The organism is Nitrosovibrio sp. Nv4, assembly GCF_900215485.1.
GTDB lineage: Bacteria > Pseudomonadota > Gammaproteobacteria > Burkholderiales > Nitrosomonadaceae > Nitrosospira.
This window is the reverse complement of sequence record NZ_OCMZ01000001.1, coordinates 955,838-972,702: the sequence shown is the minus strand read 5'-3', so window position 1 is coordinate 972,702 and position 16,865 is coordinate 955,838. Positions and strand designations below refer to the sequence as shown.

Sequence of the window (16,865 nt, the reverse complement as noted above, 5' to 3'; positions counted from 1 at the left end):
TTCAGATAGGAAATAATGAGCGGAGACTAGAAAATCCGCCGCAGCCACAAACCGGCAAGCGCAATTAGCACCAACCCCGGCAGAAGCGCGGTTAATGCCGGGTTCAAGTGCAGCAACAGCCCCGCGTTCGCCACAATCTGGTCAAACAAATAGACGCTGATACCGAGCATGGAAGCAAGTACGAGTCTGTTGCCGAGGCCCGCCCGAACCGATCCGAAAACAAAAGGTATCGAAAGCAATAGCATCGCGACAGTTGTCAATATGCCGCCGCCTTTTCGCCATAAAGCAAGTGCATAGGCATCTACCTCCTGTCCGGTGGAACGTAAAAAACGCACATGAAAGAATAACTCGATCGGGGAAAGACTTTCCGGCGACTTGGTCAGCGTCGAAATATCGTCCGGATTCAGAAATGATTTCCATTGCATCGACGCCGTGCTCACGGACTCTATCCCGTTGCCGGTAAAAGTCTTGGTGGTGACATCGCGCAATTCCCATAGATCCCCATCTATGAAATCCGCATATCCGGCATAGGTATAGGTCAGCAGGAAGCCATTATCATCGAAATGCATCAGTTCGATATCTGCTGCTTTTCCCGCGTGCAGCATTTCGCCAATACGTAATATATTTCGTTCGTCGCGGGTCCAGATACCCAGATGCTTGCCAAGTGCGGCGCTCTTCTCAAGCGCGACGGCTCGGGAAGAGATGGCTTTCTGCTGGAATTGCGGAGCGACGAATTGATCCAGTACAGTAATGAGTGATAAAAGTATCAGCCCAACGGAAAGTGAAGCGAGGCTGATACGAGCGGGAGACACGCCCGCTGCCCGCATCGCGGTCAACTCCGACCCAACAGCCAGCCGTCCCAACGCGACCACATTGCCTAGCAACGCAATGAAAGGCGCAAGCTGGATAAATCGGCGGGGCAGCAGCAAGGCTGTATGCAGGAATGCATCCTTGACGCGATAAGTACCCTTCCCGACGTCATCGAGCTGATCCAGCAAGTCGAGAAAACCGAATAATGGCAAGAGCACCGCGGTAGCGATTCCCAGCCCCATGACAATCTGCAACGCCAGGTAGCGGTTGATTATAGTCATCTGCGCAGAAATAGGTTCTGCCAGAAACGCGGTGACAGCAGACTGAGCACGATCAGGAGCATCACGGCGTAGAGCCACCAGACACCGGGTACGCTGCCGATAGTGCCCTGCTCCACCCATGTCTGGGCTAATCCGTTCAAGATATAATAGATCGCGAAAACCAGGGCGGCGGCATAATATGTCCGTTCGCCTTTTTCCTGGCGAGGGGAAGCCCGGCTGAATGGCACCGCAATAAGCGCCAGCAGAATGGTTGCAACAGGACGTGAAAGTCGCCATTGGAATTCGGCAATATCACGTGGCTGATCGGATTTCATCAATGCCGCGGTTGGGGCAGCCTTGCGTTTGTAATCCAGTACATTACCGCTGTCGGTGAAATAAATCAGTTTATCGAACTGGACAACAGTATCTTCTGTTCCAGAATGCATGAGCCGGTAAATATAACCGTCCAGCAGATGGATTTGCGGGCGCTGGCCAGGTTCGAGTTCAGGCTGATGTGCCGCTTTCGCCAGGATGAGCTCGCTGCTACCGCTCTCATTGATATAATGAAATACATCTTTCACCTGATTACCGGCATCATCCTTGGTTTGAATATAAACCACCCGGCCTCTGCCCTTGCCCTCGGTCCCGTAGAAGCGCCCGGCCTGGAATCGCTCCATATTCAATTCAGCCTCCGCCTGGGCATTCAGCATATAGCTTTCTTCATATGCCCATGGCCGAACGAAGATGGAAAGGACGCCACTGGCAATCCCCACCGGAATCGCGACTATTAGAATGGCATATATTATGCGGCTCTCGCTGACACCGGCAGAACGTAAGACAGCGATTTCCTGATCTCTGTGCAATCGGCCGAGTCCCATGACTACAGCAACATACAGGGAGATCGGCATCAGCACTTCCAGCGCAATCAAGGTTTTCAGCAGCACGAGCTTCAACATTGCCGCAAGACCGAGCGACTCTGTCACTGCCCCAGCCAGAAACCGGGCGCTGCTGAAACTCGCGAACAGTATCGCCAGGATAGTGGCCACCACCGTAAACGGTATCAATAGTTCACGCGTGATATATCGCTCTATTATTTTCACGAGTATTCTCTGCCGCGATGGATGAACGGTCTCTGGAGCCGTCTACGAGATATTTTGCGGATCTGCCTGCTCTTGAGCAACGTGTGCTTCTCCCGCCAGGACCGATTCGACAAGCAGCATATCCTCGACCTTGTCAACGTCGACGCCGGCCTGTGGATAAGGCAAAAACACCGGCTGCACCCTTATGCCGGTTTTGGCCCTGACGGCCTTCAATCCCTTGTCAATTGTCAATAATCCCAGGAGATAGAAAAGAACGGTCGTAACACCAAAGGTTTGCCCGATCAATCGCCAGGGCTGTTTGCGCAGGTCTTCCGCCCGCTGCCAGACCGAAACAAGGCCGCGGCCATTTTGATTGAGAAAGGCATAGAGATTGCAGCCGCAGACGCCTCCATCCCGCAGTCGTATCACAGTGCGCTTTACTCCCGGAAACGCGGTGGCGACATCTTCATGTTTAACCACACCCACCGTTGCATCGCTGTCCGCCTCCTGAGATTTGCTTAAAAAATATCGCACAATGGAAGGTGTCAATAGGGCATGATCCGCAGTGGTCAATAATACGGGAGCCCCTTGATCAATTTGCGCGAGACCGCTATTTGCGCTGCGACTGGGCGAATCCAGGTTCGGCAGCCATGTAATACGTCCGCATTTGATCCGCTCCTCCAGCTCCGGACACTCGGGAAGCACGGACGCCGGCGGCCCGCACACAATAATCATCCGCACCATGCCGCTGGCTTCCAGCGCATCCAGTACGCGTATGATCATCGGCTTTCCGCAAATCGGGGCAATCGCCTTGCAGGCTGCGCCGGTTGCAACAGCAATCGGATCGTTAGCAGTACGATCCGCCGCCAGCACTACGGCGACAAACTGATCCGTTTTATTCATTGTAAACGTTTGCTCCATTTTCCATCGGTCAGTCAGTTAACCGGTCAGCGTCTTGCCGTAAATCCGGTAGCGCTTGTATTCCCTGCAGCCTAAACTAGCGAGGATTGCGCGCATGGCCTTGTTATCCTCAAGTATCCAGGATAATTCAACCGCCTGAACTCCCATGGCCCGACCCAGTTTCCTGGGCGCATCAATTACCATAAAGGCCAGCGCCATGCCGAGCGGAGTATTATGAAATTGCTTGCGTACTCCCATTAACGGTATCCGCCCGGTACGAACCCCACCCCGGGACTTGAGCCTGACCAGCCTGGTCCAGCCAAATGGGAACAGGCTTCCGTCAAGCTCGGCAAAAATTTCATTGAGGTTCGGCAGTGCCACCATGAACGCCGCCGGAACACCATCAACCTCGGCAATTTGAATGCAATCATTGGGGACGAGCAAGCGAAGACTCGTGCCGAGCTCGTCAAACTCAGCCTTGGTAAAAGGAACAAAGCCCCAATTCTCGGACCATGCGTCGTTGAATATATCACGCAGCACTTCCATCTCCTGGTTGAACTTGTCGCGGCGGAGGGTACGCAAATTAACCTGGTCGGAAAATTTCCCGATAAGCGCGCTCATCAAGCGGGGCGCCTTGAAATCGACCTCCACCCAATAGGCAAGCAGATCCTTTACCGGTTCGTAGCCTTGCTCTTCAAGCAACCTGCCATACCATTCACGTGAGTGCGGCATCATTACCACCGGGGGTGTATCGAAACCGTCTACCAGGATGCCGCACTCCTGATTGATCGATAAGTTAAACGGTCCCGTTACACATCTGGTATCCCGGGCAGCCAGCCATTCCTCGGCGGTATGTATCAGCGCTGCGGATACCTCAATATCATCAATGCATTCAAACGAGCCAAAATGCCCGGTGTCGGCACCGTAGCGTTGCCGATGGAGCTGATCAATCTGAGCACTGATCCTTCCTGCCGGCTGATTATTCCGGTATGCGGTCCACGCCTGCCATTCTCCATGCTTGAAAAAGGGGTTAAACCTTGAAAAATGAAGGCGACGCTCCAAACGTAGCGGCGGCACCCACATCGGGTCGTCAGCGTAGATGCGCCATGGGACATCGATAAACACCCCCATCTCGCGGCGATTTGTGACCGGACGTACGGTAACCCCCGAGGATATTGGTTGGGCGGCTTTTTCATTCATGAAGAATAATGGTGTGTGCGGTTAATCAACTATTGTAAAGGTGGCACCCGGTTTAAAAGGCGGACTGATGCTGGTGCGTCCTGACGGGAATATGGGAATATTCTTCAAGGCTGGCTAACCGTGCTTTTAGACCGCCTGCCGAGCCATAGCAAGGCCTTCTTACAATTCCGGATGGGTGAAGTATGTTAACTCGATGACATGTGGACGACGTGATATTATAATTGGTGGTTTACAGTCTGAGGCGCAGATTTCAGCAAATTGCCCGCAATTAAGGAGGGGGCATCAGGCATGAATTGCCGTGGTCGTTTAATTGGGCCATATGGATCAGTCAGATAGACGGTTTTAAAAATTTGCGACGTGCGGTGCAACGTCTGATAACCAGTCTCTGAAGAACCAGGCGGCCCCTTGAGAAGCAAATGCATAAGTGGCCTAAGTGCCTTCTGCATAAAAAGGAAGCCACATAACATGGCAATATGGAAATTTCCTATCGCAATAATTTACGGAAAGGTTGATTAGTAATGGAAACATCTGAATATAATCTCCTGATATCTCTGGCGCTTATTCCGGTTGTCGTCGGGCTGCAGATATGGGTGAAGAAACGCCGCCTGGGCAGGCGTAACGAAGCCGGACAACAGGAATTCGATAGCCTGGCCACGACGCTCCTTTCAGCGGTTATCGAAGGAATGGCCGTGATCTCGAGTTTAATACTTGTAATCTGGATCATGGGAGGCATATTGAGATACCTGTTCCCAATGATGTTTAATGCACAGTAGGGCGCGGATTCATGCTCAGACTGAAAAACAACAGGATGAGCGGAGAAGAGGCGCTAGCCATAGCCTGTTCGCCATTTTTGACAGGATCGATGTTAAGGACTGAAGAAGGCCGGGTGGTTTTCCTGAATTCAACTATGATTCAACCCACAAAATGGTTCGGCTTCAGACGTATGAAAGTCCGCCTTGTATTTCTTATCAAGCTGCCCTGCGGCGTAAATGCGCCGGTTGGCAAACTCCACTTCGCCACCCCATTAAAATTTATGATATTCCACAGATCGTTTATGACTGATTCCGGTTGCGTATGCGTGTAATTGTTACGGGAATGGGGGTTGTATCCCCCATCGGTATAGGCACTGACCAATTCTGGTCAGCGGCTGTCAATGGTATTAGTGGAATCAAAAAAATTACCAGCTTCGACGCATCACATCTACGCTCACAGATAGCAGGAGAAGTTAACGAATTTAATCCCGCAAGCTTTCTGTCGCCCAAGTACATCGAGCAAACAGACAGATTCACACAACTGGCGCTGCTGGCCGCTGATCTCGCTCTCGAGGACGCCGGAGGACTTGGTGCGTATGCACCGCAACGAGTGGCCATAAGCATAGGCTCGGGAATGGGCGGCTTTGCTACGTTCGAGTCTTCTGCACTACGCAAGTTTCGGAATCAACCAGTGCCTCCCTTTACGGTACCTCGAACAATGGCAAATTCCGCAGCTGCCTGGATCGCAATCAAACATCGACTCAAAGGTGTAAATCTGACCTGCAGTACGGCATGCTCTTCCGGCGCCAACGCCATTGGCATGGCTCTTGATCTCTTGCGCTCAGGAAGAGCGGATGCAGTGATAGCCGGGGGTGCGGAAGCATGCGTATTACCGCTGACCATGAATGGTTTCGAGATATTGCATGCTTTGACTACCAGCTCCAATGGTGATCCGGCCCGGGCATCCAGGCCCTTCGCCAAAGGCCGGGATGGTTTCGTTATGGGGGAAGGCGCAGGCATCCTCATCCTGGAGAGGGAAGAACAGGCAACGCGTCGAGGCGCAAAAATATACGCTCAACTTGCGGGCTATGGACAAGCATGTGACGCGTCACATATCGTGATGCCGGACATGGAGGGCCAGGTGGCGGCAATGCGGGGGGCGCTCGATGACGCTGGCATGGATCCAGATTCCATCGATCATATCAATGCGCACGCAACCTCCACGCCGCTTGGAGATATCGTGGAAACCCGGGCCATCAAAAATCTGTTTGGAGACCGTGCGCGCCATATTGCCGTCAACGCCACCAAGTCAATGATTGGACATTCAGTCGGTGCATCGGCTGCCATCGGCAGCATCGCCACTATCATGGCGCTTCATACCGGCACCATACATCCAACCATCAATCTTGAAGAGGCTGATCCGGAGTGTGATCTCGATTACACAGCTAATCACGCACAGCAGAAGCACCCACGTACCGGCTTATGTAATGCTTTCGGATTTGGGGGCAACAATGCGAGTATCCTTTTCACAACCTTGAATGAAGGAAGAGATTAGATATGGACACAGCAGAGATTGAAACGAAGGTGATACAGTTTATCGCTACAAAGGTTGAAAATCTGGATACATCTACAATAAACAGATCTTCAAAGTTTGAAGAACTGGGGCTTGACTCGATGGACACGATTCAGCTTTTGTTTGACGCTGAAGATGCTTTCGGCATTAATTTTGACAGTGAAGAAGCCAAGGGGTTTACCAGCGTCGGCGATATTATCTCCTATATTGAAAATCACCAGGCACAGGCGTCATCGTAAAGGATGAGGCGCTCAAGGCGTGTATCCGTTCATCAAATGAATGGAATTCAATTGTAAAAGCAACCCTTCCGTTGCGCCACCACCGGTCGCGCTATATTTTTCCAGACAGGACTTTCTTTGATGACAAAGTCCTGGTTTTTGGTTTTGTAACCTTTGTTTCATTTGTAGCTGCCGTTGTTTTGGACTTTGTATTTCTTGGTTCAAACTCGAATCCCACTTTTCCGTCCGGGCCTGCGACCAGGTAAGCCGAAAATGGCCTGCCCTTCTTGGAAATAAACTTTGGCAGCAGATCGGTTTTGCCAGCGTGCAACAGCTTGACAACTTGTTCACGTTCAATGGGACGCGCGAGAATTATTTTCCCTATCTTGAAGCTGCACGTGCGCAACGAGCCCACAGCTTTCTCGCATGCGTAGCTCATCCCGTGATCGAATACCCTGCTCCCGCAACGGGGGCATTTTCCCAGCGATTCCTGACCGGAAAAATCAATTTCTTCCGCATCTTCTTCGCTACCGCTACCAAAATCGAATTTCATTTCAAACTCATCGGTGAGTTTGACGTTGGCATTGAACAGGCGCCCCATCTTGCTGCGAAACCCCTGCAGCGGGCCCACCTCGCGCTGGGTGATCAGTTGTTCCATTTCCACCGTTTCAAATTGCCGCCCTGCAAGGATTTTCCATAATGCAAAATCGCATTTCTGGCATTGGAATTTCTTGTAAGTTTCCTGCACCACACCGCCGCATTTCGGGCAGGGAGACTTGAGCGTTGAAAAATCACCGCTGATGGTTTCACCACGATGACTTTTCGCCTGCTCGACGATATGGCTGGTCATGCCAGCGATTTCTGCCATGAATTTGTTGCGTTCGAGTTTTCCCTGCTCGATCTGGCGCAGTTTGAATTCCCAGTCGCCCGTCAGCTCTGGCGAAGTGAGTTCAGGCACCTTCAGTCCGCGCAACAGCGTAATTAGCGAGAAAGCCTTCGCGGTAGGATGCAATTCCCGACCCACACGCTGAACGTAATTTTCCGACACCAACCCTTCTATGATCGAGGCGCGGGTTGCGGGGGTACCCAGTCCCTTTGCACTCATGGCTTCTCGCAGGTCCTCGTCTTCCACAAGTTTACCTGCGCCCTCCATGGCGGACAGCAGCGTGGCCTCATTGAATCGGGCCGGTGGCCGGGTCTGGTTGGCGATGACCTTGAGTTCCTCCCCAAGAACGATCTCTCCTGGCTTTACATGGACTAAAGTCGATTCATCTTCTGCGCCGCCGGCACGCACCTCCTTGCCGTAAACGGCCTGCCAGCCAGGATTTATCATCACCTTGCCTTCAGTTTTGAATGGCTCATCCTCGACGCGAGTAATGCGGGTAGTAACAAGAAATTCAGCGGAAGGATAAAAAATGGCCAGAAAACGCTTGGCGACGAGGTCGTAGAGTTTTGCTTCAGCCTCGTTTAGTGCTTTAGGCTCAAGAGAAGTCGGAATAATTGCAAAATGATCGGAAATTTTTGCGTTGTTGAATATACGCTTGTTGGGCTTAACCCAGCCTGCTTTAAGGATCTGCTTGGCAAAAACACCGTAACGGGTACTCTCCAGCGAACCCATGGTGTCTTTAACCGTTGCGATATAGTCTTCCGGCAATGCACGCGAGTCGGTCCGCGGATAAGTCAGCACCTTATGTTTTTCGTATAACGCCTGAGCCAGCCCAAGCGTTGTTTTGGCGGAAAAACCAAAGCGCCCGTTGGCGTCTCGCTGCAAGCTGGTAAGATCATACAGTAGCGGGCAGATTTCCGAGGCAGGCTTGCTTTCTTCGCTGACGACACCGGGTTTATCCTGACATTTGGTTCGAATAGCTTCGGCACTCGCCTGATCCCATAGCCGCTCGGCTTTTTGTTCGGCATCCTTTTTATCTTTGGAAAACTTCTCGTCGAACCAGCGGCCGTTATACTTCCCCGCATTGGCGGCAAACGTACCATGCACCTCCCAGTAGCTGCGGGCAACAAATTTCTTGATGATATCTTCCCGCTCAATCAGAATTGCCAAGGTGGGTGTTTGTACCCGGCCGACGGTGGTCTTGTGAAAACCGCCTTCCTGCGAATTGAATGCAGTCATGGCGCGGGTGCCGTTTATGCCCACCAGCCAGTCGGCTTCGGAACGGCTTACCGCTGCTTCCCCCAGCGGCTGCACAGCCTCATCGTCAAGTAATTTAGTAAAACCATCTCGAATTGAAGCTGGCGTCATCGATTGCAGCCAAAGTCGTTTGACCGGTTTTTTGGTTCCCACATGGCGTGTAATGTACCGAAAGATCAATTCTCCTTCGCGCCCCGCATCACAAGCGTTGATAAGAGCGTCCACATCCTTGCGTTTGATGAGTTTGGTTAATAGCTTCAGCCGCGACTCGGTTTTCTCGATGGGATTGAGATCAAAGTGGGGTGGAATTACGGGCAGATTGGCAAAACTCCATTTTCCGCGTTTGACCTCATATTGTTCAGGCACTGCCAGCTCAAGCAAATGCCCCACCGCTGACGATAGTACGTATTTATCGCTTTCAAAGTAATCTGCGTGTTTGACAAACCCGCCCAGCACACGCGCAATGTCGGTGGCGACAGAAGGTTTTTCAGCGATGATTAATGTCTTACCCATGAAACTCCAGTGAAGTTCGCAATTTCCCGGTAGCTAGTGTACAGGAGAAGAACTTGACTCCGAACCGCCCCGATGCAGGCGCATGATAATGGAAACTTACAAGACAGGGTCAAGTTGCGCGGCAAATAATACACCTTGCCGCCATCAGTGCCAGCACACTTTTGGCTAGCGTTGCAATTACCAACGCTAAACATCCCACTACGATTCAATTGATTTTATTATAGATAACTGCTTGGCTACTGACGTGACGCTCTACCGAAGCCGCTGGTAGCGCCCGCCGGGCAGGCTCGCAACCACGCCATCCAGTTCGAACGCCAACAGCATCGCCGATACCGTTTCTATCGTCAAGCCGCTGCGAACGCACAGCGTATCGATATCGGTGATGTCATGGCCGAGATGTCGCAGCAGCAACGGCTCGCTGCCCTGTAGCTCATCCACATCATGGGCGGCGCCACCCGCGGCTCGCCCCTGTCCTGATCCTCCCAATCCTCCTGATCTTCCTGATCCTCCCGCCAGCTCATCCAGAATATCGTCGGCGCTTTCGACCAGTTTCGCCCCTTCCTTGATGAGTGCATGGCAGCCTTTGGATAAAGGCGAATGTATGGACCCGGGGATGGCGAACACCTCGCGACCCTGTTCCAATGCCTGCCTGGCAGTAATGAGCGAGCCGCTCCGTAGCGCGGCCTCCACCACAAGACAACCGTGGCTCATCCCGCTGATGATGCGATTTCGACGCGGAAAATTGCTGGCGATGGCAGGCGTGCCTAATGGAAACTCGGAAATAAGCATGCCCTTTTCCGCCAGCTCGTGCGCCAGTTTGCGGTTGCTTGCGGGATAGACGATATCCAAACCAGTTCCCACTACTGCAATGCTGGCTGCGCTACCCCGTAAGCCGCCACGATGAGCCGCGGCATCTACGCCGGATGCCATGCCACTCGCTATACACAGCCCCGCATTGCTTGCGGCTTCGGCAAAGGCCTCAGCATTGGCAATACCTTGAGGTGTGGCATTGCGGCTGCCGACAATGGCAAGTGTCGGCGAATTCAGCAGTTCAGGCTTCCCTTTCAGATAAAGAAGAGGGGGAGGATCCGGAATGTTCAGCAGCAGCGCGGGATAATGGGAATCAGCCAGCGTAACGATCGAATTTACCGGATCTTTCAGCCACTCAAGTGTAGCAGCAATTTTTTTTTCGTCCGCGCCATGGACAATGTTATACGCTACCTTCTTTTTCACCACGCGCTCTAGCGAGGCGATATTAGCGGAAAGAATTTCCGCGGGACTTCCGAAAGCCACCAGCAATCGTCGTATCGATTCATCACCGAGACCGTCAATCATGCCAAGGGAGAGCCAGGATTCAATATCCCGAATGGACTTCATTTAATATTGCCTGGCACCGTTTCCCCATCCTCCTTTACCCGAGCCGATTGTATTCCCTGGATGTTCGCAGAGCCAATGATTTTTGAATCGAGATCTCCCGCTTTTCGCCTGAAGTGATGATGCGTTATCAACTGCTCTCTAACTGCTCTCTTATGGGCAAGGCGGGCGGGCCCAGGGCTGCAGAATGAGCTTCCTGGCGAAATCAGGATATAATGGGCTCTGCACCAAATTCCTGAAAAATACGATGTCAACTATAGAATGCAGTGTGAATATGGTAACAGCACGGGTTGAACTTTGCAGTTGGATTGTTTGATGCCCGAGGCCGCGCATCGCTCACGAATCGTATGGCGCTTCTAAAAATATTGCAGTATCCGGATGAACGACTGCACACTGTAGCGAGCCGAGTATCGGAAGTTAATAGCGAAATTCGCACTCTGGTGCAGAATATGGCGGAAACAATGTATGCCGCCCCTGGCGTCGGCCTTGCGGCGACCCAGGTTGATGTCCACCGGCGCGTGATCGTAATCGATATTTCCGATACGCATGACCAGTTGCATGTGTTGATCAACCCCGAAATCATCACGCGCAGCGGTGAGTCTGACTATGAAGAAGGATGCCTATCGGTACCCGGAATATTTGGAAAGGTACCGCGTTCGGAACGGGTCATGATCGAGGCGCTGGATCAAGACGGAAAACCATACAAGCTTGATGCCGACGGTTTGCTGGCTGTGTGTATTCAACATGAAATGGACCATTTACTGGGGAAGGTATTCGTCGAGTACTGGTCACGGATGAAGCAGTCGCGTATTCAGGCAAAATTTAAAAAGCAGCGGCGAAAGGTAATGTGACATCGATTTCTTTTACTGGCGAACGTGCGATCATTAAGAGTTTATGGATTAATAAGCGAAGTGGTTGCGGCATCTCTTCGAATACCTTCGCATGCTTTCCATGAGAATTATTTTTGCCGGCACGCCGCCATTTGCCGCTCCTGCTCTTGAAGCCCTGGCACATGCCGGACATGAAATCGCATTGGTGTTGACCCAGCCTGACCGTCGTGCCGGGCGGGGAATGAAATCCACCGCAAGCGTAATCAAGTTGCTGGCACAACGATACGGGTTTGCGTTATTACAGCCGCATGCGCTTAAACAGCCCGAGTTGCATGCGCAACTGGACGCCATCGGGGCGGATGTCATGGTTGTCGCGGCTTACGGACTGATCCTGCCCTCCTCCATTTTAAGCATTCCAAAGCTCGGTTGCCTCAATATACATGCTTCATTGCTGCCGCGATGGCGAGGCGCCGCCCCTATCCAGCGCGCAATATTGGCGGGCGACAGAGAAACCGGAATTACGGTCATGCAAATGGATCGAGGTTTGGATACGGGCGCTATTCTATTGCAGCGAAGTATCGCGATCGCACAGGATGACACCGCGCAAACTCTGCACGACAAGCTTGCCGCGCTGGGAGCATATTGCATTGTGGAAGCGCTGGCGCTTTTGCAGCAGGGAAAAATTTTTGCAATTCCCCAGAATGAAATTACGGCGACATACGCGTCCAAACTCGAAAAAGACGAAGCTGAAATCGACTGGCGGTTGAGTGCTGAAAATATCAGCCGCGCGGTGCGGGCTTTTAATCCTCGTCCCGGCGCTTATTCCCGGATAGGCGGAGCCTTCATGAAAATATGGCAGGCAAGCACAGCTGGGGATATCGCCGGCAAACCTGGGGAAATTGTTGCAATAAGACGCGACGGCATTGTTGTTGCATGTGGCACGGGCTCACTCGTACTGGAAGTCGTGCAAAAATCTGGTGGAATAAAATTGAGTGCAGCTGAATTTCTCTCAGGGCATTCATTGCGGCCAGGTGATCGCTTTGAATGCCGGGAATGATCAGAACTCAGCGTTTGGCTGCCGCCACTGTGGAAAAAGTGTTGGCTGGCGCGAGCCTGACCGCGGTGTTGCGGGACACCTGGCACACCTATTCCGATCTCTCTGATCAGCAGCGCGGCGCCATTCAGGATTTAAGCTACGGCGTACTGCGTTTTTATGGCCAGTTCGATGTATTGCTTGGTTTGCTGCTGGACAAGCCGCTGAAGGACCAGAATCTGCGCTGTTTATTATTGGTGGGCTTATATCAACTGGAATACAGCAAAACCGCTCCATACGCGGTTGTGCATAACGCTGTGTCAGCTTCTCGCGGCCTTGGGGGTCTCAGCGGTCTCAGCGGTCTCAGCGGTCGCAAGGGTGGCAAGGGTGGCAAAGGTAAACAGGGGGCAGCGGGGCTGGTCAATGCGGTATTGCGCAACTTCATGCGGAAACGTGCAGCCCTGCTTGAGCGAGTAGCCGAAAGCGACGTAGGAAGGTATTCTCATCCACAATGGTGGATAGATAAACTTCATGTGCAATATCCGCAACGTTACGAGGCAATTCTGGAGGCAGGTAACAAGCGACCGCCCATGACGCTGAGAGTCAACCGACGTAAGCTCAATGTTACGGAATATCAGGAGCTTCTCATTCAAAATGGCATGGAGGCAGTGCCACTGGAAGATGATGCGCTAAATGACGCGCTTGAGCTGAGACAACCGTTGCCGGTGGAAAGACTGCCGGGATTTGCGGAAGGTTGGGTATCGGTCCAGGATGCTGCCGCGCAAATGGCGGCGCCACTATTGGACGCACGGGACGGCATGCGCGTTTTGGACGCGTGTGCCGCCCCCGGTGGCAAAAGCGCTCATTTGCTGGAACTGGCGAGCGTAGAATTAACCGCAGTCGATAATGACGCCGCGCGGGTGGCTCGCATAACCCAGAATTTTACTCGATTGGGCCTTAAAGCCCATCGCATCGTTCATGGGGATGCATCGCAGCCGATAAAGTGGTGGGATGGCAAGCAATTCGACCGCATCCTGGCTGATGTTCCCTGCTCTGCTTCGGGAGTGACGCGCCGTCATCCGGACATTAAATGGCTGAGGCGTGAAAGCGATCTACTCCAATTTTGCGCGAAACAGCGGGAAATTCTCGATGCCCTTTGGCAGATCCTGGCCAGAGGTGGCAAGTTGCTCTACGTCACCTGTTCGGTATTTTCAGAGGAAAACGGACTTCAGGTGAAAGATTTCTTGCGCCATCACGCCGACGCCCGTCTGCTACCGCTTTCCCGGTCTGGGATAATTGACGGGCAACTACTGCCGAACTCCCACCATGACGGTTTCTTTTATGCCCTGCTTCATAAAGCCTGATTTCTTCATGCGGCTGTTGTGGGCGGCCGTAACGACGCTGCTGATCATGGCGCTGTTGCCGGCCGCCACTGCCTATGCGGAGGGCAGCATACAGATAACGTCGGTAAAGCTGGAAACGGCTGAGGAAGGTTATCAGTTTGATGCTGATTTCGAGATTGCGCTCAATCATAAACTCGAATATGTGCTTGAGAAAGGTATCGTCCTTTACTTCGTAACCGAACTCAACCTCATGAATTCCCGCTGGTATTGGCTCGATGAGCGAGTCGGCCATAGCAGGGTTCGGGAAGGGCTGAGCTATTTCGCACTGACTCGTCAATACCGTTTGAGCCGCGGCACGCTGTCTCAGAACTTCGCGACCCTAAAGGAGGCATTGCAGGCGCTGAGCCGTGTGCGTAATCGTCCCATCAGCGTCAGCTCGGAACTGAAGCAGGACACCGAATATACGGTGGAATTACGCATGCGCCTTGACATATCCGCATTGCCGAAGCCATTTCAGGTAGAGACGCTCGGGGGATCAAAGGAATGGGATCTCAGTTCCGGCATACTGCGATGGAGCACAATATTGCCGCCGCAAAAGCATGCGGATAACCACAGGCCGTGAAGTACGTAATTATCATCAGTGCTGGATTAGGTGCGGTCATGCTGTTCCTGCTTGCGACGGCGGGCGCCGACACCGGACTTTTTGACCGGAAATACCGCCTTCTGATCCGGCTTAATGTCGGCTTCGTGTTGTTTCTGATGGCGGTGGTTGGATATCTGCTCTGGAGACTCAGGCGCAGGCTTAACGCCGGGGTATTCGGTTCCAGGCTCGCATTGCGCCTGTTGCTGATTTTCTCGCTAATGGCGGTTCTGCCGGGGGCGCTGGTTTATGGTGTGTCGGTGCAATTCCTGGGAAAAAGCATCGAATCCTGGTTTGATGTCAAAGTGGACCGCGCGCTCGAAGGCGGCTTGAATCTTGGGCGCAATATTCTCGACAATCTCCTGGATGATCTTCGCAACAAGGCCCGGATTGCCGCGCTTTCACTATCCGAGCAATCGGAACCGCCGCTACCGACACTAAACCGTCTCCTGGAGCAAACACAAATACAGGAAGCCACGCTGTTCAATCACGTCGGCGGCGTAACCGTTTTTTCGCGTGCGGGTGGCACGGAGCTTATCCCGGAACCGCTAACTACGGCGGTGATGCACCAGGTAACCACGGACAGATCGTACAGCGCAGTAGAATCCATACCGGGCAAAGGCTTGTATTTAAAGGTACTGGAACTAGTCGAAGTACCAGACGCGGAAGGAGATATCCAGGTCTTGCAACTATTGCAGCCTGTACCGAGACAACTGGCCGAAGATGCAGAAATAGTGCAGGCGGCCTATCGAGACTATCAGGAATTGCTGCTATCGCGCGAGGGGTTGAAAAGCCTTTACGGCGTTACGCTTACACTCGCGCTGCTGCTGTCGCTTTTTTCCGCTCTGGCTGCGGCCTTTCTTATCAGTGAGCGGTTGAGCGCTCCTCTGGGCATGCTGGCGGAAGGGACCCGCGCGGTGGCACAAGGTGACTTCAGCAGACGCCATCCGGTGCAGAGTCGTGATGAATTGGGCGTGCTGACGGAATCATTCAATCTCATGACTCAGCAGTTGGAGGAAGCGCGTACAACGGCCCAGCACCATCAGCAGGAAGTGGAAAGCGCCAGAGCCTACCTGGAAAACGTACTGGCCAATCTTTCCTCCGGCGTTCTCGTATTCGATGAAGGCTTACGCGTGCGTACTGCAAATCTGAGCGCTGAACAAATTCTGAAGGTTCCGCTGTCCGGTCTCGAAGGCCTGACTATTGAAGAATGTGCAGCACGTGAACCTCAACTGGACTCTTTCAAAGCGGAGATTCTCGAAGGATTTCACTCGGGGAAAGAAGGCGAATGGCAGTGTCAGTTGGAGCGCTCAAGAGATGGGGCCAATCAGGTCTTGCTGCTGCGCGGGACACGTCTGCCGGATGTATCAGGCGGCGGGGGTGTGGTGGTCTTTGATGACATTACCAACTTGTTGCAGGCTCAGCGCACGGCCGCATGGGGAGAGGTGGCACGGCGTCTGGCCCATGAAATCAAGAATCCGCTCACACCGATACAGCTTTCCGCTGAGCGTGTGCAACACAAGCTTGCAGGGAAGCTCGGCCAGGATGATGCGCAAATCCTGCGGCGGTCTACTGAGACCATCGTCAACCAGGTGGAAGCGCTTAAAAAAATGGTTAATGAATTCAGCGAATATGCGCGCGCGCCCGAGCTCGAGTTTCATCTGCTTGACTTCAACGGTCTGATTCGGGAAATCCTTGCATTGTATGAGGCCGCAAGCGCAGCGGCGCCGGGAAGTCCCCAGCCACGAATTTATCTTGCGCTGGCTCCCGGCCTGCCGACCGTGAAAGGGGATTCCGCCCGGCTACGCCAGGTGATTCATAATCTCCTGCAGAATGCCCAGGATACACTGATAGGGGTTGCAGAACCGGCAATCATGGTGCGGACCGAACTCGCGCCCGGCGGAATACGGTTCAGCGTAAGTGATAACGGCGGCGGTTTTCCCGAGCAAGTCCGAGCCCGGGTGTTCGAACCTTACGTTACCACCAAATCGAAAGGCACGGGGCTGGGACTGCCCATCGTCAAAAAAATAATCGAAGAACATCGGGGCACCATACAGGTCGAAAATATTCGGCCTTGCGGCGCGCGCATTTCAATTACTCTACCGGCGGCAAAGAAAGCCGGTTTGGCAGCCTACCCCAAGGCGACGTAATGAATCAGTCATCGCGAACTTGCTCCTGAGCATCCAGAGATAATTCG

Annotated in this window: 14 protein-coding genes; 8 read left to right on the top strand and 6 right to left on the bottom strand. The window is 52.9% G+C overall.

All coding sequences use genetic code 11. The features are described from left to right. Nucleotides 1–26: 26 nt before the first annotated feature. The 4 genes from lptG to CRO05_RS04355 are packed head-to-tail and all read right to left on the bottom strand — an operon-like array spanning nt 27 to nt 4,249. The gene (lptG, locus tag CRO05_RS04370; RefSeq protein WP_097065978.1) at nt 27–1,091 is read right to left on the bottom strand and encodes an LPS export ABC transporter permease LptG; all 1,065 of its coding nucleotides are present in this window, start codon (nt 1,089–1,091) and stop codon (nt 27–29) included. Then, nucleotides 1,088–2,170 carry an LPS export ABC transporter permease LptF gene (gene lptF, locus CRO05_RS04365; RefSeq protein ID WP_097065977.1) on the bottom strand — a complete coding sequence of 361 codons (1,083 nt, stop codon included), beginning with the start codon at nt 2,168–2,170 and terminating at the stop codon, nt 1,088–1,090. The genes lptG and lptF overlap by 4 nt, the downstream gene beginning before the upstream one ends. 42 nt (nt 2,171–2,212) lie before the next feature. Then, entirely contained in the window at nt 2,213–3,052 is an 840-nt protein-coding gene (locus tag CRO05_RS04360) for a nucleotidyltransferase family protein (protein WP_097065976.1), read from the bottom strand. 36 nt (nt 3,053–3,088) lie between these two features. Further along, entirely contained in the window at nt 3,089–4,249 is a 1,161-nt protein-coding gene (locus CRO05_RS04355) for an N-acetyltransferase (protein WP_097065975.1), read from the bottom strand. Between the two features lie 518 nt (nt 4,250–4,767). On the opposite strand from CRO05_RS04355, the gene CRO05_RS04350 reads away from it, so the two are divergent. From CRO05_RS04350 to CRO05_RS04335, 3 genes are all read left to right on the top strand, one after another. Beyond that, a complete protein-coding gene (locus tag CRO05_RS04350; RefSeq protein ID WP_097065974.1) occupies nt 4,768–5,022 on the top strand; it encodes a hypothetical protein in 255 nt (84 codons plus the stop codon). Between the two features lie 301 nt (nt 5,023–5,323). Further along, the gene (gene fabF / locus CRO05_RS04340) at nt 5,324–6,556 is read left to right on the top strand and encodes a beta-ketoacyl-ACP synthase II (RefSeq protein WP_097065972.1); all 1,233 of its coding nucleotides are present in this window, start codon (nt 5,324–5,326) and stop codon (nt 6,554–6,556) included. Nucleotides 6,557–6,558: 2 nt separating this feature from the next. Then, complete coding sequence (locus CRO05_RS04335; protein WP_097065971.1) at nt 6,559–6,813, top strand: acyl carrier protein; 255 nt, start codon at nt 6,559–6,561, stop codon at nt 6,811–6,813. 91 nt (nt 6,814–6,904) lie between these two features. Here CRO05_RS04335 and CRO05_RS04330 read toward each other — a convergent pair whose 3' ends face one another. Further along, nucleotides 6,905–9,448, bottom strand: a complete 2,544-nt coding sequence (locus tag CRO05_RS04330; protein ID WP_097065970.1) for a DNA topoisomerase III — start codon at nt 9,446–9,448, stop codon at nt 6,905–6,907. A gap of 252 nt (nt 9,449–9,700) precedes the next feature. Continuing rightward, nucleotides 9,701–10,825: a DNA-processing protein DprA gene (gene dprA, locus CRO05_RS04325; RefSeq protein WP_097065969.1), complete on the bottom strand. Its 1,125-nt coding sequence runs from the start codon at nt 10,823–10,825 to the stop codon at nt 9,701–9,703. 344 nt (nt 10,826–11,169) lie between these two features. Here dprA and def point away from each other — a divergent pair, with 344 nt between their 5' ends. The 5 genes from def (at nt 11,170) to CRO05_RS04300 (ending at nt 16,818) form a co-directional block, all read left to right on the top strand. Continuing rightward, nucleotides 11,170–11,673, top strand: coding sequence for a peptide deformylase (def, locus tag CRO05_RS04320; RefSeq protein WP_097066661.1), 504 nt, complete (start codon nt 11,170–11,172; stop codon nt 11,671–11,673). A 100-nt stretch (nt 11,674–11,773) separates the two neighbouring features. After that, on the top strand, nt 11,774–12,709 hold the full coding sequence (gene fmt / locus CRO05_RS04315; RefSeq protein WP_097066660.1) for a methionyl-tRNA formyltransferase: 936 nt from the start codon (nt 11,774–11,776) through the stop codon (nt 12,707–12,709). Beyond that, nucleotides 12,706–14,049: a 16S rRNA (cytosine(967)-C(5))-methyltransferase RsmB gene (gene rsmB, locus CRO05_RS04310; protein ID WP_097065968.1), complete on the top strand. Its 1,344-nt coding sequence runs from the start codon at nt 12,706–12,708 to the stop codon at nt 14,047–14,049. Before fmt ends, rsmB begins: the two co-directional genes overlap by 4 nt. Continuing rightward, nucleotides 14,027–14,650: a DUF4390 domain-containing protein gene (locus tag CRO05_RS04305; protein WP_235001280.1), complete on the top strand. Its 624-nt coding sequence runs from the start codon at nt 14,027–14,029 to the stop codon at nt 14,648–14,650. The genes rsmB and CRO05_RS04305 overlap by 23 nt, the downstream gene beginning before the upstream one ends. Continuing rightward, complete coding sequence (locus tag CRO05_RS04300) at nt 14,647–16,818, top strand: ATP-binding protein (protein ID WP_097065967.1); 2,172 nt, start codon at nt 14,647–14,649, stop codon at nt 16,816–16,818. The genes CRO05_RS04305 and CRO05_RS04300 overlap by 4 nt, the downstream gene beginning before the upstream one ends. Nucleotides 16,819–16,865 lie beyond the last annotated feature (47 nt).

Excerpts from the sequence above, each read along its gene's own strand:
- lptG (WP_097065978.1), bottom strand. The coding sequence starts at position 1,091 with ATGACTATAATCAACCGCTACCTGGCGTTGCAGATTGTCATGGGGCTG.
- CRO05_RS04360 (WP_097065976.1), bottom strand. The coding sequence starts at position 3,052 with ATGAATAAAACGGATCAGTTTGTCGCCGTAGTGCTGGCGGCGGATCGT.
- CRO05_RS04355 (WP_097065975.1), bottom strand. The coding sequence starts at position 4,249 with ATGAATGAAAAAGCCGCCCAACCAATATCCTCGGGGGTTACCGTACGT.
- CRO05_RS04350 (WP_097065974.1), top strand. The coding sequence starts at position 4,768 with ATGGAAACATCTGAATATAATCTCCTGATATCTCTGGCGCTTATTCCG.
- fabF (WP_097065972.1), top strand. The coding sequence starts at position 5,324 with ATGCGTGTAATTGTTACGGGAATGGGGGTTGTATCCCCCATCGGTATA.
- CRO05_RS04335 (WP_097065971.1), top strand. The coding sequence starts at position 6,559 with ATGGACACAGCAGAGATTGAAACGAAGGTGATACAGTTTATCGCTACA.
- CRO05_RS04330 (WP_097065970.1), bottom strand. The coding sequence starts at position 9,448 with ATGGGTAAGACATTAATCATCGCTGAAAAACCTTCTGTCGCCACCGAC.
- dprA (WP_097065969.1), bottom strand. The coding sequence starts at position 10,825 with ATGAAGTCCATTCGGGATATTGAATCCTGGCTCTCCCTTGGCATGATT.
- def (WP_097066661.1), top strand. The coding sequence starts at position 11,170 with ATGGCGCTTCTAAAAATATTGCAGTATCCGGATGAACGACTGCACACT.
- fmt (WP_097066660.1), top strand. The coding sequence starts at position 11,774 with ATGAGAATTATTTTTGCCGGCACGCCGCCATTTGCCGCTCCTGCTCTT.
- rsmB (WP_097065968.1), top strand. The coding sequence starts at position 12,706 with ATGATCAGAACTCAGCGTTTGGCTGCCGCCACTGTGGAAAAAGTGTTG.
- CRO05_RS04305 (WP_235001280.1), top strand. The coding sequence starts at position 14,027 with ATGCCCTGCTTCATAAAGCCTGATTTCTTCATGCGGCTGTTGTGGGCG.